Below are 23,189 nucleotides of genomic sequence, written 5' to 3' on the forward strand. Positions count from 1 at the left end.
GGAAAAAAATATGCAACAGTTACAGAGCGTTATCGAATCCGCCTTTGAACGTCGCGCGGACATTACCCCCGTCAGCGTTGACAGCGAAACCCGTGATGCCATCAACCAGGTGATTGCCCTGCTGGATAGCGGCGAACTGCGCGTTTCTGAAAAGATCGACGGCGAGTGGGTAACGCATCAGTGGCTGAAAAAAGCAGTGCTGCTCTCTTTCCGCATCAACGACAATCAGGTCATGGAAGGGGCAGAAACCCGTTTTTACGACAAGGTCCCGATGAAGTTTGCTGGCTGGGATGAGGCGCGTTTTAAAGCCGCCGGTTTCCGCGTGGTGCCGCCTGCGGCAGTGCGTCAGGGCGCGTTCATTGCCCGTAACACGGTGCTGATGCCCTCTTATGTCAACATCGGCGCTTTCGTGGATGAAGGCACCATGGTGGACACCTGGGCGACCGTCGGCTCCTGTGCGCAGATCGGCAAAAACGTTCACCTCTCAGGTGGCGTGGGAATCGGTGGCGTGCTGGAACCGCTGCAGGCAAACCCGACCATTATCGAAGACAACTGCTTCATTGGCGCACGCTCTGAAATCGTTGAAGGCGTGATTGTTGAAGAAGGCTCCGTGATCTCAATGGGCGTCTATATCGGTCAGAGCACCAAAATTTATGACCGCGAAACCGGCGAAGTCCATTATGGCCGCGTTCCTGCCGGTTCGGTCGTCGTTTCCGGTAACCTGCCGTCTAAAGATGGCAGCTACAGCCTCTACTGTGCGGTGATCGTGAAGAAGGTTGACGCGAAAACCCTGAGCAAAACCGGTATCAACGAACTGCTGCGCACCATCGACTGATGTCAGTGACGGGCTGGAAACCAGCCCGTCATCTTTTCTTTACAGCCATTCCAAATCAACCTGATTCGCGCCGCGAAGGAACGGGTGCGTTTAGATTTCATCCAGGTCATAATCCGCGCCAGTTAAATCCTATCGCGCAATGTTCATCCCGCTGATTTATGTCTACAGTTGTCTGACGTCATGAACAAGACTGCGCGCTTCTCACTTTTGATGGAAACAACGCCATGTATGACAATCTGAAAAGCTTAGGAATCAGTAATCCGGACGACATCGATCGCTACAGCCTGCGTCAGGAAGCGAATAACGACATTCTGAAAATCTACTTCCGCAAAGATAAAGGTGAATTTTTCGCGAAAAGCGTCAAATTCAAATATCCGCGTCAGCGCAAAACCGTCGTGGCCGATCACGCGACCCAGGGCTATAAAGAAGTTCAGGAGATCAGCCCGAATCTGCGTTATGTCATCGACGAACTGGACCAGATTTGCCAGCGTGACCAGGTTGAAGTGGATCTGAAACGCAAAATTCTGGATGACCTGCGTCATCTGGAAAGCGTGGTTTCTCACAAAATCAGTGAGATTGAATCGGACCTGGAAAAATTAACCCGTAACGGTCGTTAATTCCCTGCCCGATCGGAAAGGCCAGCACTGCTGGCCTTTTTTATGCCCGCTGTTTGCGTGTTATCCCTGCTCATCCAGCTGCAGCGCCACATAGAGCAGCAGCCTGTCATCAAACTGCCCCAGGTTAAGCCCGGTCAGTTCAGAAATCCGGTTCAGCCGGTACTCCAGCGTGTTGCGATGGATAAACAGCGCGCGCGCAGTGGCGCCCGGCTGCACGTTGTGGGTAAACCAGGCCATCAGCGTACGACGCAGCAGGCCGTTGTTATCCATGCTTTTAAGCTTTGCCAGTGGCCGCGCCAGCTCATTCGCCTGCCAGCCGCCTCGCAGGCTGTCGAGCAGCACCGGCAGCACCAGATCCTGATAGAAGTAGCTGCGTAATCCCGGCATCCGCTGCTTGCCGACCATCATGGTGGTGCGGGCAGTGCGATAGGAGCGCGCAATGCTGCCAGGCCCGGTAAAAACATTGCCGAGTGCAATACGCATCCGCAGATGCCCACGCTCTTTCATCCGCTGTAGCAACTGCTCGATGCGGCGGCGATGATCCTCCTGATCGTGGCGTCCATGCGCATTCAGGGCGGGTTTCAGCACCACCATTTCGGTCAGCGAAACAATGGCGATCAGATTATCGCGCTCCGGCGTGGTCAGCAGTGTCTGCAGCTGCTGCAACTCTGACATGGCGCTGTCTACGCCGAGCTGGCCGCTGTCCACCTCGATGACAGCGGCAACGCGAGGCTGATTGAGGTCGATGCCGAGCCGCTGCGCCCACTCGGTCAGCTGCGGCGACAGCGTGTCACTGCGGATCAGATTCAGCACCAACTCTTCGCGCAGGCGGCTATCCTGGGCCAGCATGTGTAGCAGTCGCGCCTGCTCCAGCATCATCTCTGCCGCCATACAGACCAGCTCGCCATAATGACGCAGCGACAGCGGTTCGCCGGTCAGGCCAATCACACCCGCAATATCGCCATCCAGGCGCAGCGGCAGGTTGATGCCTGGCCGCACGCCGTGCAGATGTTTAGCCACGGCGTCATCAATGTCCACCACGCGTCCCTGAGAGAGTACCAGCAGTGCGCCTTCGTGCAACTCTCCAACGCGTTCAGGATCGCCGCTGCCAATGATGCGGCCCCGCGCGTCCATCACGTTGACATTGCTGTCGATAATTCTCATGGTGCGCGCCACGATATTCTGCGCCAGCCGGGCATCAAGGTGATAGGCAGCCATCCATTACTCCTGAAAAAATAGGGGAGCAACAGAATACGCAGGCGTCGCGCGCGGAGCATTGTGCAATTGCACAGAGGCGGGCGCTGATTTCCCGGATTTGCGGTCACTATCACACTCTGCCACGGCAGAGAGCGGGCATAAAAAAGGCGGACCGCAGTCCGCCTGAGAGGTTATTACGCGTCGCTTACTGCATCAGCAGATAGAGCGTATTGTCACCACGCTTCACGTTCAGCGCCAGAACCGACGGTTTGGTGTCGAGGACTTTACGCAGCTCGCCCAGGTTGGTCACCACCTGCTGGTTAACGCCCTGAATCACGTCGCCCTTCTTCAGGCCGATACGCGCCGCGGCACTGCCCGGTTTGACGTTATCCACCCGCACACCTTTGGTGCCCGTTTCGATATTGCTGAGGTCGGCACCTTCAATGCCGGTATAGATGGTTGCCGACTGAACTTTCGCCTGGCTGCTCTGCTGCAGCTGGACAGAGACGTCAAGCGGCTTGCCGTCACGCAGCAGGCCCAGCTTCAGGGTGGTGCCTACCGGCAGTGAGCCCACTTCCGCACGCAGCGAAGCAAAGCTGCTCAGCGGTTTACCGTTCATGGAGACGATTACGTCACCGGCTTTGATACCCGCTTTCGCAGCAGCCGAGCCCGGCAGCACCTGGCTGACAAAGGCACCGCGCTGCGCGTCCACCTTCATCGCTTTAGCCAGCTCGGAGTTCAGCTCTGTCCCCTGCACGCCCAGCTCACCCCGTTTCACCTGACCAAACTCCACCATCTGCGCCGTCAGGTTTTTCACCATGTTGCTGGGGATAGCAAAGCCGATACCGATGTTGCCGCCATCCGGTGCCAGAATCGCGGTGTTAATTCCGATCAGCTCACCGTTGAGGTTAACCAGCGCGCCGCCGGAGTTACCCCGGTTGATCGCCGCATCGGTCTGAATAAAGTTCTCATAATTTTCCACGTTCAGGCCGCTGCGTCCCAGCGCAGAGACGATACCTGACGTCACGGTTTCGCCCAGTCCGTAAGGGTTACCGATGGCCACGGTGTAGTCACCTACCCGCAGGCTGTCAGAGTCGGCGATCTTCACCGCGGTCAGGTTTTTAGCGTCCTGCAGCTGTACCAGCGCAATATCGGAGCTCGGATCTTTGCCAATGACTTTGGCGTCATAGCGACGGCCATCGCTCAGCTGCACCTGAATTTTGGTGGCGTTGTTCACTACATGGTTGTTGGTGACCACATAGCCTTTTTCGGCGTTAATGATGACGCCCGATCCCAGCGCGCGGAATTTCTCCTGCTGGGTATCCGGGCCTGGCGCTCCGCCGTTACCACCGTCCTGGCACATTGGTGAGCCCTGGAACGGAGAGCCGTCCTGGCAGAAAGGCGAATTGTCGCCAAAGAATTGCTGAAACTGTTGTGGCATGCGGGGAGTTTTAACCGTGGTGGTACCCTCGACGCTGATACTGACCACAGACGGCATGACCTTCTCCAGCATTGGAGCCAGACTTGGCAGTTGCTGGCTATCTGAAGAGGCCGTTTGCGCAGCAGAAACAGTAACAGGGGCGAGCGCCATGCTCAGGCTTAACGCCAGCGCACTTAATACTAAGGTCTTTTTTTTCATTTTTCATTTCTCTGTAAGATTACTGTTCAGACCATTGCTGTGGTCGAAAGGTGAGATAAATGTTTTAGCGCGAAGTTCCTTAAAAAGTTTCAGGCAAAAGTAAAAATTTATTCGCGCTCTTTACAATTGGCGGCTTATTCTACGGCCATCAGCCGCCGGTACTCATCCCAGGCATAGAGATCGGTCATGCCGCTGATATAATCCTGAATAAGGCGGAAGCGATAATAACGCTCCCACAACAGCCGCTGATATTTATGCTCCACCACCAGGTTACGCATCTTATGTAAATACGCTTTGCGGTGTTTACCGGAGAGCTTATGAAAAAGCCGGGTTTCGATGGGATGCTGACGCAGGAAATCTTCATTTATCAGCGTGGTAAAGGCTTCGTAGTTGAGGCGCATCAGCGGCTGATAGATCTCCAGCAGGCCCCTGATGACCCGATAACCCTGCAGTTCCAGCTGTTCCACTTCAGAATGGTTAAAGACCTGCTGACGGGCGACGGTCTTAAACAGCTGCAGCAAACGCCCCTCTTCACCCTCATCTTCCAGCAGCGCATGGTTGAAACTACCGTCGAATATGGCAGGCAGATTATCAACAAAACGCTTGACCGCATAGCTGACCAATACACTCTGAACATTTACGCGTAATGACATAAAAAATTGATCGCTGCGGCTGCGGCGTTTTTTATTACAGGCTTCACGCCAGGCTTCGCCAATCGTCCGGCTGAAAGCGTCATTATTTTTAACCGGCCCCCAAGCTTTATTGAGAAATTCATACAAACTCTCAACATTGAAGATATCTTTTTCTACAGCGTCGTCCAAATCGGCAATACAATAGGAGATATCATCCGCGGCTTCCATTATATAGGTGAGCGGAAAGCGGTGGTGCTCTTTCATATTAGTGGCAGCACGCAGCTCGGTAATATAATCCTGTTCAGAGAGATAAAAACCCGGTTTCTTCATCAATACGCTAAATTCGGCGGGTTTTTCACCCTGCCACCAGGCGGGGGCTGTATATTTCAGGATGCAGGCAACCTGAGAATAGCTGAGATTGAGTTGCAGCAGCGTATGCACCATGCGAATGGCCTGGGCGTTGCCTTCAAAATGGCAGAGATCCTGGCGGATGGTGGCGTTGAGCTGATCAAAAGCCTGACGCTGCGCCTCCCCTTCCACACCGGCCACCAGCGGATCAACCAGTTCGGCAGGCAGATTTTCTTCAAACCAGTCGTTGATCGCCGCCTCGCCAAAGTGGCCAAACGGCGGATTGCCGACGTCGTGCAGCAGACACGCCATCTCTATCAGGCTTTCAAACGCTCCCTCTAACTCATCCAGACCATACTGCGCCAGCCCGCCCTGCATCTTCAGCGTCTGCAGGATCTCTTTGGTGATGTAGCGGCCGGTCTGCTGAACCTCCAGCGAGTGCGTCAAGCGGGAGCGGACGGCGGCGTTGCGCTCCAGCGGGAACACCTGGGTTTTCTGCTGCAGGCGACGGATAGCGGCGGAGTTGATAATCCGCCCGCGGTCGCTCTCAAAATGGCGGGTAATGTAATATTCGCCTTCCGGATCTTTTCGACTGGTATAAGGGCGCGAGAAGCTGATCTTCTTCCTGAAATTGATCGCCGACATGGATTACCCCTTATTTTTTCGTGAATTAATCCCCTGAATGCCATGCTAAACTATGCCCTAATTTTTCATTTTTTACATTAGCGGGACTCACTATGAAAGCAGGCATTATTGGCGCGATGGAGCAGGAAGTCACACTGCTGCGCGACAAAATTGAAAACCGTCAAACGCTGTCGCTGGCGGGTTGTGAAATTTATACCGGCACCCTGCAGGGCGTTGAGGTGGCACTGCTGAAATCGGGCATTGGTAAAACCTCTGCCGCGCTGGGTACCACGCTGCTGCTGCAACTCTGCAAGCCTGACGTCGTGATCAACACCGGCTCTGCGGGTGGATTAGCGCCGTCGCTCAGCGTGGGCGATATCGTGGTCTCTGAAGAAGTGCGTTATCACGATGCGGACGTCACGGCCTTTGGCTACGAGCCGGGTCAGATGGCGGGGTGTCCGGCCGCGTTCGTGGCAGACAGCACCCTCATCGCCGCAGCGGAAGCCTGCATTAAACAGCTTGATCTGAATGCCGTGCGCGGCCTGGTGGTCAGCGGAGATGCCTTTATTAATGGCGCCGAACCGCTGGCGCGCATTCGCAGTCAGTTCCCGCAGGCGATTGCGGTTGAGATGGAAGCGACCGCCATCGGTCACGTCTGCCATCAGTTCCAGGTGCCATTTGTGGTGGTGCGTGCCATCTCTGACGTGGCCGACAAAGCGTCGCACCTCAGTTTTGATGAGTTCCTCAGCGTGGCAGCAAAGCAATCTTCACTGATGGTGGAGAACCTGCTGGCGCATCTGGCGCGTGGCTAAAACCCTGCTCTTCTGCTGGCTGCTGCTGTTGAGCGGCAGCCTGCTGGCTTCCCCACCTCGCGTTATTACCCTTGCTCCCCATCTCACCGAACTCGCCTTTGCCGCCGGGATCACCCCGATTGCGGTCAGCGCCTGGTCCGACTATCCGCCACAGGCAAAACAGATTGAACAGGTTGCCGACTGGCAGGGCATCAGAACAGAACGGATCCTGCAGCTTAAACCCGATCTGGTTCTGGCCTGGCGGGGCGGCAATCCGCAGCGGCAGATCGCCCAGTTACAGCAGCTCGGTGTATCGGTTAAGTGGATCGATCCGCGGACGCTGGATGAGATGATCGCGGCGCTGGCCGATCTGGGGCACTGGAGCCCCAGGCCGGAGCAGGCGGCCCGCGCGGCCCGGCAGTTACATCAGCAGGCGGCGGCGCTGCGCCAGCGCTATACTCACCTGGCTGCGGTTCCGCTTTTTTTGCAGTTTGGCCAGCAGCCGCTGTTCACCGCCGCCAGAGAGACGATGCAGAATGAGATGGTTACCCTCTGCGGGGGCAGGAATATCTTTGCTGACAGCCGCGTCAGCTGGCCGCAGGTGAGCCGCGAGCAGGTTTTGATGCGCCATCCTCAGGCGATAGTGACGGGCGGCGATGCGCAGCAGGCGGAGAATATCCGGACATTCTGGCAGCCGCAGCTCAGGGTGCCGGTGATCGCCATCAACGAGGACTGGCTTAGCCGCCCTGGCCCGCGACTGCTGCTGGCGGCGCAGCAACTCTGTGCGGCCCTGCATCCCGATCGATAAATCAGCGAATTGATTAAAGCCGCCACACTTTTTGCCGTTAATCAATAACAGAGACGGGCGAGCCACGTATGCTCGCCCTCCTTTTAGCGCCCCGGCGCCTTTTTAAACACCAGGAACTTCACATGACCAGAGCACTGCTGCTGGCCATAGGGCTGACGATCGCCGGATCTGCCTGTGCGGGATCGATCACTGGCTCTATAGGCGCCAGGCTTGTCATCTATTCACGCTGTGAAATCAACACGGCACGTGGTCAGCCCGCACCGCAGGTTGATTGTGGCAGACAGGCCAGTGCGCAGCCGCGCATTACAGAGAGCCAGAGCCGGACAGAGGGAAGTCAGAAGCAGGGAATCCGTCTGGTAACGGTAGAGTGGTAAACGAGGCCGTCAGCGTGACGGCCTGCATCATCAGATACTGAAAGAGGAGCCACAGCCACAGGTGGTTTTCGCATTCGGGTTGGTCACGATGAAGCGCGAACCTTCCAGCCCTTCGGTGTAATCCACCGATCCCCCCACCAGATATTGCAGGCTCATCGGGTCAACCACCAGCGAGACGCCCTGCTTTTCAATCGTCATGTCGCCATCGTTCAGCTGGTCATCAAAGGTGAAGCCATACTGGAAACCGCTGCAACCGCCACCGGTGATATAGACACGCAGTTTCAGCGCCGGGTTCTCTTCATCGGCAATGAGGTTCTTGACCTTGTTGGCTGCGGCGTCGGTAAACTGCAACGGCAGTGCTACTACTTCATCACTCATGTTTTACTCCGCTAAACGTCCAGGTCAGAAAACGACCTTAATTACGCTATTATCAGTCAGCACCTCAGCGCAATCAAGCTCTGCCCTTCGCACTCTGTGCCGCTTTCCCCTCTGTAAGGGGCGCTGCGGGTGAAACCACCTTTCGCCGGCTGCCCCTCTTCCGTAGAATGGCACCCTATTTTTCTGAACCGCTGGAGCCGAAAATGAGTAAGTCCGAACAACTGTTTGCCGAGGCACAACGCCTGATCCCGGGTGGCGTAAACTCGCCAGTACGCGCATTTACCGGTGTGGGCGGCGTTCCGCTGTTTATCGATCACGCTGACGGAGCCTGTCTCTATGACGCCGATGGCAAAGCCTATATCGATTATGTCGGCTCATGGGGCCCGATGGTACTGGGTCACAACAACGCGGCGATCCGCGATGCGGTGATTGAAGCGGCCGGGCGTGGCCTGAGCTTTGGCGCACCGACCGGCATGGAAGTGACCATGGCGCAGCTGGTGTGCGATCTGGTGCCGAGCATGGAGATGGTGCGGATGGTGAACTCCGGCACCGAAGCGACCATGAGCGCGATTCGTCTGGCGCGTGGCTTTACCGGCCGCGACAAAATCATCAAGTTTGAAGGCTGCTATCACGGCCACGCCGATCATCTGCTGGTGAAAGCGGGTTCCGGTGCCCTGACCCTCGGTCAGCCAAACTCGCCGGGTGTCCCGGCCGATTTCGCCAAACATACCCTGACCTGCACCTTTAACGACCTCGACTCGGTGCGCAGCGCGTTTGAGCAATACCCTGAGGCGATTGCCGCCATTATCGTTGAGCCGGTCGCGGGCAACATGAACTGCATTCCGCCACAGCCTGAGTTTCTGCCGGGCCTGCGCGCCCTGTGCGACGAGTTTGGTGCGCTGCTGATTATTGACGAAGTGATGACCGGTTTCCGCGTTGCGCTGGGCGGCGCGCAGGCTCACTACAATGTCCGTCCCGATCTTACCTGCCTGGGTAAAATCATCGGTGGCGGTATGCCGGTAGGCGCATTCGGTGGCCGTCGCGAAGTGATGGCGGCGCTGGCCCCGACCGGTCCGGTTTATCAGGCGGGTACGCTCTCCGGTAACCCGATCGCGATGGCGGCGGGCTACGCCTGTCTGACTCAGCTTGCACAGCCGGGCACCCATGAGAAACTGGATGCGCTGACCCGTCAGCTGGCTGAAGGTCTGCGTGACGTGGCGAAAGAGCAGAATATCCCGCTGGTGGTGAACCACGTTGGCGGCATGTTCGGCTTTTTCTTCACCGACGCTGACAGCGTGACCTGTTACGCGGACGTGACCCGTTGCGATGTGGAGCGCTTTAAAACCTTCTTCCACCTGATGCTGGAGGAAGGCGTTTACTTTGCTCCATCGGCTTATGAAGCGGGCTTTATGTCGCTGGCACACAGCGAAGTGGATATTCAGCACACCATCGATGCCGCGCGTCGTTGTTTCGCGAAGCTGTAACAGGCTGCAGTAGAGATGCAGATCGGCAGTAGCATCCGATCCAGGATCTCACAGCAACACGAAACTCAATGCGCAGGGAACACAGGCAGAGGAGGAAAGCGTCCCGCGCCAGGGATGGCGCGGGCCGAGCGTGTCAGGGATGACGGCTTTTGCGTCTTTCCGATCTGACTGTGTTCCCTGCGCAGGCTCGGTCTGACAGCGAGTCGGACCAGATTTTGTCAATACTCTCAGACCGGCGGCGGCGCCGGTCTTATTAAACTGAACGCCGCAACAGCCAGATAAAGTAAGGCGCGCCTAAAAACGTCGCCATCAGCCCGGCTGGGATCTGATCCGGAAAGGCCAGCATCCGCCCGCACCAGTCCGCCAGCACCATCAACCCCGCTCCCAGCAATCCTGACAGCACCATCTGCGGCAGAGCCCGCCGGAAGCCCAGCATCCGCGCCATATGCGGAGCCATCAGCCCGACAAAGCTCAGCGGACCGATAGTCAGCGTCGCGCTGGCAGTCAGCGCGGCCGCCAGCAGCAGCAGACTCAGCCGCACCGGTGTTAATGCGATGCCGGCCGAGCGCGCGGTGACACTGCCCAGCGGCAGCAGGGTCAGCCAGCGACTGGCGAGCGGTGCCAGCGCGACCAGCACCAGCGCGCAGAGCGCGCTCTGCATCGCCTGACGGCCGCTGATGTTATAGGTCGAGCCGGAGATCCAGCTCAGCAGGTCGCCCATGCGCGGATCGCCACTGGCCAGCAGCAGCATCAGCAGCGTGACAAAGGCGCTGTTCAGCGCCATACCTGCCAGCAGCATCCGCTCCGGCGAGAATCCCCCCCGGCTGGCGACCAGCATAATCACCAGCAGCGTCAGCGCCGCCCCCAGCGCACCGGCAGGCAGCAGCCACGCCAGTGCATCCCCCGGCACGAGAAACATCATGACGACCACACCACAGGCGGCACCGGAACTGATGCCCAGCACTTCCGGGCTGGCCATCGGATTGCCGGTCAGCCGCTGGATCAGGCTGCCCGCCACGCCCAGCATCAGGCCGGTCACCAGCGCAGCCAGCACCCGCGGCGCACGCCACGGCAGCAGTGAATGCAGCATCTCACCCGCTGACCAGCTCCAGCCCTGCGCATCCCGTCCCCCGGCCAGGCCGACCCAGGCCAGCAGGGCCAGCACGGCGATGCCGATCAGCGCCCAGTGCAGCAGGTTCTGCCGCTCGGCGGGCACGTTGTCACCCTGATTCAGGGCGGGCGGCACGGAGCCGGTTCGCAGACGCGGTAGCAGCCACAGCAGGATGGGCACGCCCAGCAGCGCGGTGGCTGTACCGGTCGGAATATCACGCCAGTGCGTGCTGAGCCACAGCACGCCGCTGTCCGCCAGCCAGAGCAGCAGCGCGCCCGTCAGGGGAGCCAGCACCATCCGGGTGATTAGCCGTCGTCCCCCCAGCAGCTTCGCCAGCAGAGGAGCGAACAGCCCGATAAAACCGATGACCCCGGCCACATCCACCAGCTGGGCGCTGAGCAGGATGGCCAGCGCAAGGCCGCCAATGCGCGCCACAGAGAGCGCGAGGCCCAGATTCTTCGCCACACTATCATCCAGCCCCATCAGCGTCAGCGGACGCAGCAGCGCCAGGGCCAGCACAAAGGCCAGCAGCAGGCGCGGCCAGAGTTGCTGCACATTGTCCCAGCTCATCTGATTCAGTGCGCCGGTGCTCCACAGAAACATGTTCTGCAGCTGATCGTGATTGAAGATAGCGAAGATTTGATTGACCGAGCCGCTGTAGAGACTCAGCACCAGGCCGGCCAGAATCAGCGTGACCGGCGACAGACGCTTGCCCCAGGCCACACCCAGCACCAGCGCCCCCACCAGCACCGCGCCGCTGAGCGCGGCAAACTGCTGGGTCAGCGCGCCGCCGGGCAGATGCCAGAGCGTCGCCACGGTGATCCCAAGCTGCGCCCCGGACGAGACGCCCAGCGTGGTCGGCTCCGCCAGCGGATTGCGCAGGATCTGCTGAAACAGCAGACCGGCCAGCCCCAGTCCGGCACCGACCAGCAGCGCCAGTACGGTGCGCGGCAGCAGGCTGTAGTGAAACACCATCTGCGACAGGTTATCGGCAGCCGGTGACCAGAGCGCCTGCGCCCAGTCGGCGGGCGGCAGGGCCTGTTGCAGATTGACCAGCGTCAGGCTGAGCGCCAGCAGAAACAGCAGGCTAAGCAGCAGGAGAGGAAACAGGGCATGGCGCATCATTGCGTCTCCAGCGCGCGTTCCAGCACGCGAACAAAGTGCAGCGCCGAGAGCGTCGCACCGTAATACCAGACCGCCGGAACGCGCTGAAAACGTCCGGCGCGCACAAACGGCAGCGACTGCCACAGCGGGCTGCGCATCAGCTGTGCCATATCGGCATCGTTGTCGTGATCGAAGCAGATTGCCTGCACATCCCCGGCCTGCGCCAGCTGTTCGATGCCCACCACCGCGCTGCCCCAGAAGTTGGTTTCGCCCTGCCAGCCATTTTTCAGGCCCAGCAGCGTCATCACTTCCAGAAACAGACTGTTTTTGCCGAAGGTGATGGCATGACGGCTGTCGAGCAGCGACATCAGCAGGAGGGTGCGTCCGGCATAGGGTGCCAGACGCTGCCGCGCTGCCGCAAGCTGAGCGTCGACCTCGCGCAGATGCTGCTCCGCCCGCTCGCTGACCCCAAGCCGCGCAGCCAGCTGGCGCAGCGATGCCCGGGCGGCGGTCAGGGGTTTGCCGTCGCCGCTTTGCAGGTCAAAGCCCATGATCGGCGCGATGCGCATCAGTTTTTCTTTCGAGGGGCCGTAGCCGTTGGAGCAGAGGATCAGCGACGGCTGCATCTGTACCATCAGCTCAAGATTGGGTTCCGTGCGCAGACCGACATCCGTCACGCCCGCCGGCAGCGGCGGCTCCCCGACCCAGATGTTGTAGTTATGCAGATCGGCCACGCCGTAAGGTGTGATACCCAGCGCCATCAGCAATTCGGTGGGTAACCACTCCAGCGCGATAATCCGGCTAAGGTTCGGCGTCGCGGCACGCAGGGGAAGCGCACAAAAGAGTGGCGAGGCCGCCAGTGCCAGCATCAGGCGGCGGCGAGAAAGATCGGGCATCATCCTTTCCTTAACAGACAAAACTGACCGGTGCGCCACCCTGCGGGTGCGGTAAAATCCCCATCGGGATGCCATAAATCGCACCCAGCACCTCAGCCTGCATAATGGCCTCTGCGTCACCTTCGGCAATCATTGTTCCCTGACGCAGCGCCACCAGATGATCGCAATAGCGTGCTGCCATATTGATATCATGCAGCACCGCAATCACGGTCAAGCCGCGCTGCTCACTGAGATTTTTGATCAGCGCCAGCACCTCAACCTGATGAGCAATATCCAGCGCCGAGGTGGGTTCATCGAGCAGCAGGCAGCGGCTGTTCTGCGCCACCATCATGGCCAGCCAGGCGCGCTGGCGTTCACCGCCCGATAGGCTGTCCACCAGCCGACCGGCAAAGGGTTTAAGCCCCACCTGCGTAATCGCATCCTCCACCCGGTCGCGATCTTCCTGACCAAAGCGGCCCAGCGCGCCGTGCCAGGGATAGCGGCCAATCGCCACCAGCTCACGAACCGTCATGCCTTCGGCTGCCGGTAGCTGCTGCGGCAGATAGGCGACCTGACGGGCAAAGGCTTTACTGTTCCAGCGCCCGACCGGCTGCTGATTCAGACGTACCTCGCCGTGGCTGGCACCATGATGACGACCCAGCATTTTCAATAGCGTCGACTTACCTGAACCGTTGTGACCAATCAGCGCAGTCATTTTGCCTGGTGGAAAAGTCAGTGAAAGTGGCTGGAGGAGGGTTCGGCCCGGGACCTCAAAGCTGGCGTTATCCAGCGTAAAGGTGGCCTCTTCTGCGTGCGGATACGGCATGATAATCCCTGTGAACGGGCGCCGCAGCGCCCGGTTAAATCAGAATCTGAAGGTGGCGGTACCGACAATCTGGCGCTCTGCACCCCAGTAGCAGGCGTATTCACGATAGCAACTGGCGACATACTCGCGGTTAAACAGGTTGTTGACGTTAACGCCCACCGACGAGCCTGGCAATCCGAAACGGCCCAGATCATATTTCAGCGCCGCATCCACCGTGGTGTAACCGGCAACCTTAAAGTTCTGGTTCTGCTCAGCGCCGCTGCTGTAAAGCCCCTGACTTTCGCCTACATACCGTACCCCGGCGCCCAGCGTCACGCCTGACAGCGCAGTTTCATGGAAGGTGTAGTCGCTCCAGAGTGAGGCCATATGCTTCGGCACCTGCACCGGCGTTTTGCCTTTCAGCAGCGTGTCTTCGGTATATTCCGCATCGGTGTAGGTATATGAGGCGGTCAGGTTGACGTTGGCATTCAGCGCCGCTTTGGCTTCCAGCTCAACGCCGCGTGAACGAATCTCACCGCTCTGTACGCTGGCATTGGGATGATTTTTCGTGTCCGGATCGGCGGTCAGGTTTTTAGTTTTGGTCAGTTGATACAGCGCGGCGGTGAGCACTACCGGACGATCTTTCGGCACATACTTCACGCCCGCTTCATACTGCTTCGCACGTGACGGATCAAAAGCCTGACCGTCATAGGTCCCACCCGCATTAGGAATAAAGGCTTCGCTGTAGCTGAAGTAAGGCGCGATACCGTTATCAAACACATAGTTCAGACCGCCCCGCCAGGTGAAGGCCTGGTCGTTCTGGCGATCAACGCTATTCTTCACCCGATCGTAAACCGAGGTCATGGCGTAGTCGTAGCGTCCACCCAGCGTCAGCACCCAGCGGTTCCACTCCATTTGATCCTGCGTATAAAGGCCAGTCTGACGCTGCTTATTAAGGTGCTGATAAGGGCCGTAGGATGTCACACTGTCATTGCCATATTGCGGATTGACGGCATCCAGGCTGGATGCAGCACCATACTGTGCGTCGATATCGTTGCGGGTACGCTGGAAGTCCACGCCCAGCAACAGCGTATGATCCACCCGCCCGGTAGCAAATTTTGCCTGCGCCTGGTTATCCACCGCGAACTGGTTCAGCTTCTCATGGGAAAGCGCAGAGCCACGGGATATTATCTGCGTCCCCGGGATAAGACCATTGCCATAAATACTGCGGTAGTCGGTGCGCAGATCGGCGTAGCGCAGGTTCTGACGCAGCGTCCAGGTGTCGTCAACGCTGTGCTCGGCGCTGTAGCCCACCATTTTGGTGGTGCGGGAGATCTTGTTGCTCTGCTCGCCTTCATCGAAGTTGGTCGGCAGCTTATATCCACGGCCATCCGCGCGGGTGATCGGCACGACCGTGCCCTGCCGCGGCAGCCAGCCGTAATAGCCGGTTTCCGGCTCGTTCTGGAAATAGGTCAGCAGGTCAATGCGGGTCCGCTCATCGGGACGCCAGCTGAATGCGGGCGCGATGGTGTAGCGCTTCTCTTTGTTCATCGCCTGCTGCGCATCCTGACTGCGCGCCTGGCCGGTCAGTCGATAGCTATAAACGCCGTCATCATCCAGCGCGCCGCCGAAATCAAAGCCGGTTGAGAAGAGGTTATCGTTACCCATCTGGAACTGGACTTCACGCAGGGTCTCCTGCGTCGGGCGCTTACTCACCAGCGCGACTACGCCGCCGGGATTGCTTTTACCGTAGAGCACCGAAACCGGACCGCGCAGCAGTTCGGCGCGCTCCAGGAAGTAAGGGTCGAGGGCAAACTCGGAGAAGCTATCCCCCTGCAGTTTCAGGCCATCCAGATACTGGTTGGTGTTGGTTTCGCTGAAGCCGCGGATCGACAACGCATCGATCACGTCTGAGCTGCCCCGGTTGCCGGTCAGCACGCCAGGCGTGTAGTTAAACGCCCCTTTGACGCTGGTCACGTTGCGCATCTCCATCTCTTCGCGGGTCACCACGGAGACGGACTGCGGATTTTTTTCGATTGGGGTATCGGTTTTGGTGCCGGTAGCGCTGCGCTTCGCGGCGATCGTCGGCGCCGGGCCCCAGGGGCTTTCGGCTTCGACCCCACTGCCGCCTTCTGCCGAGACGACCATCGTCTCCGTCTGCGCGGCATACAGCGAGGTGCTCAGGCTGAGCGAGATCATGACGCCCAGAAGCGGTCGGGAAAATGTTTTTTTGGTGTTGTCGGCAAAACGCGTTCGCGCATTCATAAAAGTGTCTCTTAAAATAGGCTCAGGCGAGCGAATCGAAACGATAATGATTATTATAACGGATTAGATAATATGCGAACTGCAGCGGGCACTGCAAGAACAAATCCCAGCGTTGACGCCGTTTGCGGGGCGATTGAAGAGTAATAAAAGACCACAAAAAAAGGGCGCCGAAGCGCCCTTTTTAACCCATCTGGCCGATTTATTTGCCAAACATATCTTTTATCCACCCTGCTACGCCGTCGCTCTCTTTCTGCTCCTGCGGTTGCTGGGTCGGCTGCTGCTGTTGCTGCTGCTGCTGCTGCTGCTGATCGAACAGCTGTTGCTGCTGCTGAACCTGTTGCTGCTGTTGCTGACACAGCGCATTTGGATCCAGCGCCCAGACCGGCAGCGCGCGCCAGGTACTGCTGCCCGTGCCGCAGACAAAGTTACCGGCAGAGTCGATGTTCATCAGCGAGACATCTTCCGGCGGCGTCAGCTGCAGCGGCATTGGCGCCTGATTATCGAGGTAGCGACGGTAGATCTGCATCGCACCGCTGGCACCGTAGAGTTTGGTCGGCTGGTTGTTGTCGCGTCCCACCCAGGTGATCGCCACTTCTTTGCCATCAATACCGGCAAACCAGCTGTCGATCAGATCGTTGGTGGTCCCGGTTTTCCCGGCCAGATGCGCATTCGGGAAACGCGCACCCAGCGCACGGGCGGTGCCATGATCGGCGACCTGCTGCAGGGTATAGAGCGTCAGATAGGCGGCCTGAGCCGGTTCCACGCGCTGCGCCTGCGGATAGCTCTGATAGAGCACGCTGCCATCTTCGGCGATCACCGACCGTACCGCCGAGAGCTCAGCGCGGTTACCGCCGCTGGCAATCGACTGGAACGCCTGCGCCACTTCAACCGGCGTCAGGTTCAGTGCACCCAGCAGCATGGCTGGTACCGGATTGAGCTGATCCTTCGCCACGCCCAGCTTCGTCCAGGTGTCCACCACCGCATCCAGCCCCAGCGTCATACCGAGGTTCACCGTCGGCACGTTCATGGAGTTGGTGAGCGCATCCACCAGCATCACTTTGCCGCTGAAGCGACGATCGTCGTTCATCGGTTTCCAGAGGCTGCCGTTGGGCTGTTTCAGCGCAATCGGCTCATCGGCGATCCAGCTGTTGAGACGGTAGCTGTTAGGCTGGCTCAGCGCGGTCAGATAGGTCGCCGGCTTCGCCAGTGAGCCAATCGAACGGCGCGCCTGCAGCGCACGGTTGTACCCGGCGTACTGCGGATCGGCACCGCCGACCATGGCGCGCACTTCGCCACTGAAGCGGTCAACCACCACCATCGCCGTTTCCAGATCCTTCAGGCCGCGCTGTTTTTTCAGCGTCGGAATCCCGTCAACCACCGCTTTTTCCGCCGCATCCTGCGACACCGGATCCAGCGTGGTGAAGATTTTCACCCCGGAGAGATCTTTGATCTTATCACCCAGTTTCGCCTGCAGTTCGTTACGCACCATCTGCATAAAGGCAGGCTGCGGCGTGATCACGCCGCCTTTTGGCTGCACGCCCAGCGGACGCGCCGACAACATGTCATACAGCTCCTGATCGATCACCTTCTGCTGCTGCAGCAGGCGCAGCACCAGGTTGCGTCGCTCCAGCGCCAGTTTCGGGTTGCGCCATGGGTTGTAGAGCGAGGCACCTTTTACCATGCCGACCAGCATCGCCTGCTGATCCAGACTCAGCTCATCGACCGGACGGCCAAAGTAGTAGAGGCTCGCCAGCGGGAAACCGCGGATCTGATCGCTGCCCGCCTGGCCGAGATAGACCTCGTTCAGGTAGAGCTCCAGGATGCGATCTTTGCTGTAGCGCGCATCCATGATCACCGCCATGTAGGCTTCACGCGCTTTTCGCCACAGCGAACGCTCGTTGGTGAGGAACAGGTTCTTCACCAGCTGCTGCGTCAGCGTACTGCCGCCCTGCACCGCTTTGCCGGCGGTGATGTTCGCCAGGAAGGCACGGCCAATCGAGTAAGGGCTGATGCCGTCATGCTCATAGAAATGGCGATCTTCGGTGGCAATCAGCGTATCGACCAGCAGATCCGGGAAACCGGCGCGGGGCACGAAGAGTCGCTGTTCGCCATTAGGCGACTGCAGCATGGTGATCAGCCGGGGATCGAGGCGGAAGAAGCCAAAATCGCGACCGGTTTCGAGGTTTTTGATCTCGCTCAGCTCATCCTTGCTGAAGCTCATGCGTGCATGGATCTGCCCCTCTTTACTGTCGGGGAAATCAAACGGACGACGCAGCAGCTCAATCGTGTTGCCCTTCACCGAGAACTCGCCGGGACGGGTAATGCGCGACACTTCGCGATACTGGGTGCCTTCCAGCAGGGCGACCATTTCACTTTTGTTGTAGGCCATGCCCGGTTCGAGGCTGACCATGCGGCCATAGACGGTGGCGGGCAGTTGCCACACTTTACCGTCGATACGGCTGCGAATTTCCGAGTCGAGGTAGATGCCCCACGCGGCCATAACCACCACAAACACCAGGAACAGTTTAATTACCCATCCCAGCCAACGGCGTTTGCCGCGCGGCGGTTTTCCACCTTTACCTTTACGTGGCACCGGCGCTTCCTCCTCGTCATCATTAAAATCGTCCTGGTCGATATCCTGTTCGATATCCCTGCGTCGTCCCCGCCCCGCACTGCTGCGCGGCGGCAACGCTTTACCTTTGCGCCCTATTGGTTCGCGATCGTTCCCAGACATTACTTTTCTTCTCCAGGCAGTGCTTACGGCAGCGCCGCTACTCTAACTGCTTTCTCGCATAACGCATGGCAGAACCCTCTGAATTCGATCCAGTGGACTCAACCCTGCGGGGACATTTTTTTGGTTCGCCTTGTTGGCAAGGCGGTAGCCGGATCGTCGGGCCAGAGGTGTTTCGGATACCGTCCCTTCATCTCTTTCCTGACCTCCGGCCAGGCACCGCGCCAGAACGCCGCCAGATCGCGGGTAATCTGCAACGGCCGCTGGGCGGGCGATAACAGCTCCAGCACCAGCGGGATGCGGCCTTCCGCTACGGTGGGGTTCTGCGCTTCGCCAAACATCTCCTGAATCCGTACCGCCAGCGCGGGCGGCTTCTCCGCATCGTAGCGAATCGGCAGCCGGCTTCCGGTCGGCACAGTGTAATGAGTTGGCAGCGCACTATCCAGCCGCTGACGTTGTGACCATGTGAGTAAATGTAAGAGTGCGGAGGTCAGGTTTACCGCCTGCAGGCTGCGGAGATCGCGCACCGTGGTCATCTGCGGCAGCAGCCACTCCGGCAGACGTTCAAGCAGTGCCGCATCATCGACACCAGGCCAGCCCTCTTCCGGCAGCCACTGCGCCGCACACTGGATACGCACCCGCAGCTGCTCTGCCTCTGACGTCCAGCCGAGCACGGATAGCCCCTTTTCCGCAATCCAGCGCAGCATCGCCGCGTGCAGCACCGCCGGTTCCGGCTTTGCCATCGGCTGCGTCCGGAGTATCAGTGCGCCAATCTGCTCACGCTTCAGGGCGCGCAGCGTGCCCTTCTCTTCATCCCACTCAACCTCGGTGCGGCGCTCAACCAGGGCGGGCCGCTGCTGGCACAGCGCCTCAATGTCGACCGGCAGAGCCAGCAGCATCCGGGCATCCGGCGCGGCGCTGCTCTGTAACAGGGCAGGCGCGATCAGCCATTCATGACGCGTCAGGCCATCCTGCTCATCCAGCCTGGCCCCCAGCCCGTTGGCGAGCTGATAGCGGCCGCTCTGGTCGCGTCGCCGCGCCAGCCGATCGCCAAACCCCACCGCCAGCAAGCCAGCGAAACGATCCTCATCGACCCGTCCGCCTCGCACCTTCAGTCGCTGCTGCCACTGCTGCGCCCGCCGCTGCCAGTGTGCCTGAGGCCGGTGCAGCGCATCGCGCAGATCGGCGCTGCCGCTGCGGGGTGGCTCTTCCAGAATCGCCACCAGCAGTGCGGCGCTGGCGACCGCATCCGCCTCGTCGCCCGCCGCACAGAGCATCGCCGCCAGGCGCGGATCGCTGCCCAGCTGTGCCATGCGTCGCCCCAGGGTATTCAGCAGGCCATGGTCATCCAGTGCCCCCAGACGGGTTAACTGCTGCCGGGCCGCCGCCAGGTTTTTCACCGGTGGCTGATCCAGCCACTGCAGCTGTTGCGGCTGGGTGCAGCCCCACTGCAGCAGATCCAGCCACAGCGAGGAGAGATCGCTGTTCATGATCTCCGGCTCGATCTGCGCGGCCGCGCGGGCGGCCTGCTCCTGCGGCAGTAAATGCAGGCAGATCCCCGGCATCAGGCGCCCGGCGCGGCCCGCACGCTGGATCATCGACGCCTGGCTGATGCGCTGGGTCTGCAGACGCGTCACGCCACTGCGGGCATCGAACAGGGCGCTGCGTTCCAGTGCGCTGTCGACCACCAGCCGGATCCCCTCAATGGTCAGACTGGTTTCGGCAATATTGGTGGCGAGCACCACTTTGCGGCGTCCGGCCGGGGCGGGCTGAATTGCCCGGCGCTGTGCCGCCAGCGGCAGCGCACCGTAGAGCGGCGTCAGATCCACGTCGTCGCTGATGCGCGCTTCCAGTTCGCGCTTCACCCGTTCGATCTCCGCCACGCCCGGCAGAAACAGCAGCAGCGAACCGCTCTCCTCCCGCAGCAGCTGGGCAACTTCACGCGCTACCGCCTCTTCGAAACGCACCGTCTGGTTCAGCGACGCATAGCGCCGCTCCACCGGAAAGCTGCGTCCTTCTGAGACGATCAGCGGGGCGTCGGGCAGCAGCGCCGCCAGCCGGGCATTGTCCAGCGTGGCGGACATCAGCAGGATTCTGAGGTCGTCGCGCAGCCCCTGCTGCACATCAAGCAGCAGCGCCAGCGCCAGATCGGCCTGCAGGCTGCGCTCGTGAAACTCATCCAGGATCACCAGCGACACACCCTCCAGCATCGGGTCGTGCTGAAGCATGCGCGTCAGCATGCCTTCGGTCACCACTTCCAGTCGCGTCTCTGGTCCGACGCAGCTTTCGCCGCGCATCCTGAATCCTACCGTCGCCCCCGGCTGCTCGCCGAGCTGCTCCGCCAGCCGTTGCGCTACGTTGCGCGCCGCCAGCCGCCGTGGTTCCAGCATAATGATTCGCCCCGGCAGCGCCGCCTGCTGTAATAGCTGCAGCGGCAGCCAGGTCGATTTGCCCGCCCCCGTCGGTGCGGCCAGCAGGATTTGAGGGGCGTGGCTCAGCGCCGCCAGAATGTCAGGCAGCACCGCGCTGACCGGTAAATCGCTCACAGCAAACTCCGCTTCTGCCTGTGCTAAGATGGCGCGCATTGTAGCATCCATCCGTGATATTTGCCGGAGAGCGCCATGGCGACACAACGCTTATTTTTTGCCATCAGCCTGCCTGACGCGATGCAGCAACAGCTGGTGCGCTGGCGGGCCGACACCTTCCCTGCGGAGGCGGGCCAGCCGGTGGCCGCCGCCAGCCTGCATCTGACGCTGGCGTTTCTCGGCGAGGTCGCGCCGGAGACCTCCCGGCGCCTGCAGACGCTGGCATCGCGCATTGATCAGCCCGGCTTCGATCTCGAGCTGGATGATGCCGGACACTGGCCGCGCCCCGGTGTGGTCTGGCTCGGCTGCCAGCGCGCCCCACGCGGTCTGTTACAGCTCGCCAGCCTGCTGCGGGCCCAGGCTGCCCGGCACGGCTGCCACCAGAGCCCGCAGCCGTTTCATCCGCACATCACGCTGTTACGCCAGGCGACACAGCCCGTGGCGCTGCCGCCGCGCGGCTTTCACTGGCGTTTTCATGTCCCGGCGTTTTCGCTGTTTGCCTCGGAGTACAGCCGGGGCCGTACCCGTTATCGCACCCTGGCCAGCTGGCCGTTACGCTCTCAGGATCCCCATGCACTTCTCTCCTCCTCTTAAACCCGCCCGCCTGATCGCCCGCTACAAGCGCTTCCTGGCCGATGTCGTGACGCCCGAGGGCGAGCAGCTGACGATTCACTGCGCCAACACTGGCGCCATGACCGGCTGCGCCACCCCAGGCGATCGGGTCTGGTACTCCACCTCCGGCAGCCTGACGCGGAAATACCCGCACAGCTGGGAGCTGACCGAGACGCAGGCGGGAGAGTGGATCTGCGTCAATACGCTGCGTGCGAATCAACTGGTAGCCGAAGCGCTGGACCAGAACCGGATAGCGGAACTGACCGGTTATGCCCAGCGTCAGGCGGAAGTCAGATATGGCAGTGAAAAAAGCAGAATTGATTTCCTGCTCAGAGCAGAGGGCCGACGCAACTGCTATATTGAGGTGAAATCCGTAACCCTTTTACATGAAGGTAAAGGTTATTTTCCGGATGCGGTGACGATTCGAGGACAGAAACACCTGCGCGAACTGGCGACGGTTGCGGCAGAGGGTCATCGGGCCGTTTTGTTGTTTGCCGTTCTGCACTCGGGGATTGAGGACGTTTCCCCGGCACGCCACATTGATGCGGCGTATGCAGAACAACTGGCTCAGGCGCAGCGAGAGGGTGTAGAGGTTTTCGCGTATCAGGCAGACTTATCCGCGGCGGGAATAGTTCTTAAAACGCCGGTTAACGTAACCTTGTAATATCTTTTGCAATTTTATGTGGTAAGAATGCTCAGAATCGGGGGCCAACTACGCTGTTCCTCACAGGCTTGTCAAGGTGTGTTCACGAAGAATTGCCAACCCTGACTGCTTCTGTTATTTATAGCGGCCTGTTTTTTTCCCCAATGGGGGATCGATGTACCCCGCAGATGTCAAATGCAGGCTGGCAGCAACGCCCCTGCGAGACGCAAGTCGAAGGGTATAGTGCGTGTTATCCAGGAGAAGCAACATGCAAGAAGGTCAAAACCGTAAAACATCGTCCCTGAGTATTCTCGCTATCGCCGGCGTCGAACCTTACCAGGTGAAACCGGGCGAAGAGTATATGAACGACGCGCAGCTGACCCATTTTCGCAAGATTCTGGAAGCCTGGCGTAATCAATTGCGGGACGAAGTCGATCGTACCGTATCGCACATGCAGGATGAAGCTGCTAACTTCCCGGACCCGGTAGACCGTGCCGCGCAGGAAGAGGAGTTCAGCCTGGAGCTGCGTAACCGCGATCGCGAACGTAAACTGATTAAAAAGATCGAGAAGACGCTGAAGAAAGTGGAAGATGACGACTTCGGCTATTGCGATTCCTGTGGCGTAGAGATCGGTATCCGCCGTCTCGAAGCGCGTCCTACCGCCGATCTCTGCATCGACTGTAAGACCTTAGCAGAAATTCGTGAGAAACAAATGGCCGGCTGATGCCGCG

19 protein-coding genes are annotated in these 23,189 nt (G+C 59.6%); 9 read left to right on the forward strand and 10 right to left on the reverse strand.

Annotation, left to right across the window (positions count from 1 at the left end; translation table 11 throughout):
* Window positions 1–10: 10 nt before the first annotated feature.
* Both dapD and CKF42_RS14640 read left to right on the forward strand, forming a co-directional pair.
* Window positions 11–835: a 2,3,4,5-tetrahydropyridine-2,6-dicarboxylate N-succinyltransferase gene (dapD, locus tag CKF42_RS14635; protein WP_009092003.1), complete on the forward strand. Its 825-nt coding sequence runs from the start codon at window positions 11–13 to the stop codon at window positions 833–835.
* A gap of 224 nt (window positions 836–1,059) precedes the next feature.
* Window positions 1,060–1,452, forward strand: coding sequence for a DUF3461 family protein (locus CKF42_RS14640; RefSeq protein ID WP_009092005.1), 393 nt, complete (start codon window positions 1,060–1,062; stop codon window positions 1,450–1,452).
* 60 nt (window positions 1,453–1,512) lie between these two features.
* On the opposite strand, the gene CKF42_RS14645 is transcribed toward CKF42_RS14640, so the two are convergent.
* From CKF42_RS14645 to dgt, 3 genes are all read right to left on the reverse strand, one after another.
* Entirely contained in the window at window positions 1,513–2,670 is a 1,158-nt protein-coding gene (locus CKF42_RS14645; RefSeq protein WP_111208501.1) for a CdaR family transcriptional regulator, read from the reverse strand.
* Window positions 2,671–2,854: 184 nt separating this feature from the next.
* Window positions 2,855–4,288 carry a serine endoprotease DegP gene (degP, locus tag CKF42_RS14650; protein WP_111208502.1) on the reverse strand — a complete coding sequence of 478 codons (1,434 nt, stop codon included), beginning with the start codon at window positions 4,286–4,288 and terminating at the stop codon, window positions 2,855–2,857.
* A 134-nt stretch (window positions 4,289–4,422) separates the two neighbouring features.
* On the reverse strand, window positions 4,423–5,913 hold the full coding sequence (gene dgt / locus CKF42_RS14655; RefSeq protein WP_009092011.1) for a dGTPase: 1,491 nt from the start codon (window positions 5,911–5,913) through the stop codon (window positions 4,423–4,425).
* Between the two features lie 92 nt (window positions 5,914–6,005).
* Between dgt and mtnN the strand changes: the two genes are divergently transcribed.
* The 3 genes from mtnN to CKF42_RS14670 all read left to right on the forward strand — a co-directional run bounded on the left by mtnN (window position 6,006) and on the right by CKF42_RS14670 (window position 7,865).
* Entirely contained in the window at window positions 6,006–6,704 is a 699-nt protein-coding gene (gene mtnN, locus CKF42_RS14660) for a 5'-methylthioadenosine/S-adenosylhomocysteine nucleosidase (RefSeq protein WP_046101257.1), read from the forward strand.
* On the forward strand, window positions 6,697–7,491 hold the full coding sequence (gene btuF, locus CKF42_RS14665; RefSeq protein ID WP_111208503.1) for a vitamin B12 ABC transporter substrate-binding protein BtuF: 795 nt from the start codon (window positions 6,697–6,699) through the stop codon (window positions 7,489–7,491). Before mtnN ends, btuF begins: the two co-directional genes overlap by 8 nt.
* A gap of 122 nt (window positions 7,492–7,613) precedes the next feature.
* Complete coding sequence (locus tag CKF42_RS14670; RefSeq protein WP_009092016.1) at window positions 7,614–7,865, forward strand: hypothetical protein; 252 nt, start codon at window positions 7,614–7,616, stop codon at window positions 7,863–7,865.
* A 30-nt stretch (window positions 7,866–7,895) separates the two neighbouring features.
* Here CKF42_RS14670 and erpA read toward each other — a convergent pair whose 3' ends face one another.
* The gene (erpA, locus tag CKF42_RS14675; protein ID WP_009092018.1) at window positions 7,896–8,243 is read right to left on the reverse strand and encodes an iron-sulfur cluster insertion protein ErpA; all 348 of its coding nucleotides are present in this window, start codon (window positions 8,241–8,243) and stop codon (window positions 7,896–7,898) included.
* Between the two features lie 203 nt (window positions 8,244–8,446).
* Here erpA and hemL point away from each other — a divergent pair, with 203 nt between their 5' ends.
* Complete coding sequence (hemL, locus tag CKF42_RS14680) at window positions 8,447–9,727, forward strand: glutamate-1-semialdehyde 2,1-aminomutase (RefSeq protein ID WP_111208504.1); 1,281 nt, start codon at window positions 8,447–8,449, stop codon at window positions 9,725–9,727.
* Window positions 9,728–9,980: 253 nt separating this feature from the next.
* Here hemL and fhuB read toward each other — a convergent pair whose 3' ends face one another.
* The 6 genes from fhuB to hrpB all read right to left on the reverse strand — a co-directional run bounded on the left by fhuB (window position 9,981) and on the right by hrpB (window position 21,203).
* Window positions 9,981–11,960, reverse strand: coding sequence for a Fe(3+)-hydroxamate ABC transporter permease FhuB (gene fhuB / locus CKF42_RS14685; protein ID WP_111208516.1), 1,980 nt, complete (start codon window positions 11,958–11,960; stop codon window positions 9,981–9,983).
* Window positions 11,960–12,838, reverse strand: coding sequence for a Fe(3+)-hydroxamate ABC transporter substrate-binding protein FhuD (gene fhuD / locus CKF42_RS14690; protein ID WP_009092023.1), 879 nt, complete (start codon window positions 12,836–12,838; stop codon window positions 11,960–11,962). Before fhuD ends, fhuB begins: the two co-directional genes overlap by 1 nt.
* Window positions 12,839–12,848: 10 nt before the next feature.
* The gene (gene fhuC / locus CKF42_RS14695) at window positions 12,849–13,643 is read right to left on the reverse strand and encodes a Fe3+-hydroxamate ABC transporter ATP-binding protein FhuC (protein ID WP_111208505.1); all 795 of its coding nucleotides are present in this window, start codon (window positions 13,641–13,643) and stop codon (window positions 12,849–12,851) included.
* Between the two features lie 39 nt (window positions 13,644–13,682).
* Window positions 13,683–15,887, reverse strand: coding sequence for a ferrichrome porin FhuA (gene fhuA, locus CKF42_RS14700; RefSeq protein ID WP_111208506.1), 2,205 nt, complete (start codon window positions 15,885–15,887; stop codon window positions 13,683–13,685).
* Window positions 15,888–16,086: 199 nt separating this feature from the next.
* Window positions 16,087–18,621 (reverse strand): bifunctional glycosyl transferase/transpeptidase, encoded by a 2,535-nt coding sequence (mrcB, locus tag CKF42_RS14705; protein ID WP_111208507.1) that lies wholly within the window; start codon window positions 18,619–18,621, stop codon window positions 16,087–16,089.
* Between the two features lie 98 nt (window positions 18,622–18,719).
* Complete coding sequence (gene hrpB, locus CKF42_RS14710) at window positions 18,720–21,203, reverse strand: ATP-dependent helicase HrpB (protein ID WP_111208508.1); 2,484 nt, start codon at window positions 21,201–21,203, stop codon at window positions 18,720–18,722.
* Between the two features lie 36 nt (window positions 21,204–21,239).
* Between hrpB and thpR the strand changes: the two genes are divergently transcribed.
* The 3 genes from thpR (at window position 21,240) to dksA (ending at window position 23,182) form a co-directional block, all read left to right on the forward strand.
* Window positions 21,240–21,797, forward strand: coding sequence for an RNA 2',3'-cyclic phosphodiesterase (thpR, locus tag CKF42_RS14715; protein ID WP_111208509.1), 558 nt, complete (start codon window positions 21,240–21,242; stop codon window positions 21,795–21,797).
* Window positions 21,775–22,479, forward strand: coding sequence for a DNA/RNA nuclease SfsA (gene sfsA, locus CKF42_RS14720; protein WP_058957914.1), 705 nt, complete (start codon window positions 21,775–21,777; stop codon window positions 22,477–22,479). Before thpR ends, sfsA begins: the two co-directional genes overlap by 23 nt.
* A 247-nt stretch (window positions 22,480–22,726) precedes the next feature.
* Window positions 22,727–23,182 carry an RNA polymerase-binding protein DksA gene (gene dksA / locus CKF42_RS14725; RefSeq protein WP_008925615.1) on the forward strand — a complete coding sequence of 152 codons (456 nt, stop codon included), beginning with the start codon at window positions 22,727–22,729 and terminating at the stop codon, window positions 23,180–23,182.
* Window positions 23,183–23,189 lie beyond the last annotated feature (7 nt).

It is taken from the genome of Pantoea sp. ARC270 (assembly GCF_003236725.1).
GTDB classification, from domain to species: domain Bacteria; phylum Pseudomonadota; class Gammaproteobacteria; order Enterobacterales; family Enterobacteriaceae; genus Pantoea; species Pantoea anthophila.

What these genes read in the sequence shown, in the direction of transcription:
- dapD (WP_009092003.1), top strand. Translation starts at nt 11, where the DNA reads ATGCAACAGTTACAGAGCGTTATCGAATCCGCCTTTGAACGTCGCGCG.
- CKF42_RS14640 (WP_009092005.1), top strand. Translation starts at nt 1,060, where the DNA reads ATGTATGACAATCTGAAAAGCTTAGGAATCAGTAATCCGGACGACATC.
- CKF42_RS14645 (WP_111208501.1), bottom strand. Translation starts at nt 2,670, where the DNA reads ATGGCTGCCTATCACCTTGATGCCCGGCTGGCGCAGAATATCGTGGCG.
- degP (WP_111208502.1), bottom strand. Translation starts at nt 4,288, where the DNA reads ATGAAAAAAAAGACCTTAGTATTAAGTGCGCTGGCGTTAAGCCTGAGC.
- dgt (WP_009092011.1), bottom strand. Translation starts at nt 5,913, where the DNA reads ATGTCGGCGATCAATTTCAGGAAGAAGATCAGCTTCTCGCGCCCTTAT.
- mtnN (WP_046101257.1), top strand. Translation starts at nt 6,006, where the DNA reads ATGAAAGCAGGCATTATTGGCGCGATGGAGCAGGAAGTCACACTGCTG.
- CKF42_RS14670 (WP_009092016.1), top strand. Translation starts at nt 7,614, where the DNA reads ATGACCAGAGCACTGCTGCTGGCCATAGGGCTGACGATCGCCGGATCT.
- erpA (WP_009092018.1), bottom strand. Translation starts at nt 8,243, where the DNA reads ATGAGTGATGAAGTAGTAGCACTGCCGTTGCAGTTTACCGACGCCGCA.
- hemL (WP_111208504.1), top strand. Translation starts at nt 8,447, where the DNA reads ATGAGTAAGTCCGAACAACTGTTTGCCGAGGCACAACGCCTGATCCCG.
- fhuB (WP_111208516.1), bottom strand. Translation starts at nt 11,960, where the DNA reads ATGCGCCATGCCCTGTTTCCTCTCCTGCTGCTTAGCCTGCTGTTTCTG.
- fhuD (WP_009092023.1), bottom strand. Translation starts at nt 12,838, where the DNA reads ATGCCCGATCTTTCTCGCCGCCGCCTGATGCTGGCACTGGCGGCCTCG.
- fhuC (WP_111208505.1), bottom strand. Translation starts at nt 13,643, where the DNA reads ATGCCGTATCCGCACGCAGAAGAGGCCACCTTTACGCTGGATAACGCC.
- fhuA (WP_111208506.1), bottom strand. Translation starts at nt 15,887, where the DNA reads ATGAATGCGCGAACGCGTTTTGCCGACAACACCAAAAAAACATTTTCC.
- mrcB (WP_111208507.1), bottom strand. Translation starts at nt 18,621, where the DNA reads ATGTCTGGGAACGATCGCGAACCAATAGGGCGCAAAGGTAAAGCGTTG.
- hrpB (WP_111208508.1), bottom strand. Translation starts at nt 21,203, where the DNA reads ATGCGCGCCATCTTAGCACAGGCAGAAGCGGAGTTTGCTGTGAGCGAT.
- thpR (WP_111208509.1), top strand. Translation starts at nt 21,240, where the DNA reads ATGGCGACACAACGCTTATTTTTTGCCATCAGCCTGCCTGACGCGATG.
- sfsA (WP_058957914.1), top strand. Translation starts at nt 21,775, where the DNA reads ATGCACTTCTCTCCTCCTCTTAAACCCGCCCGCCTGATCGCCCGCTAC.
- dksA (WP_008925615.1), top strand. Translation starts at nt 22,727, where the DNA reads ATGCAAGAAGGTCAAAACCGTAAAACATCGTCCCTGAGTATTCTCGCT.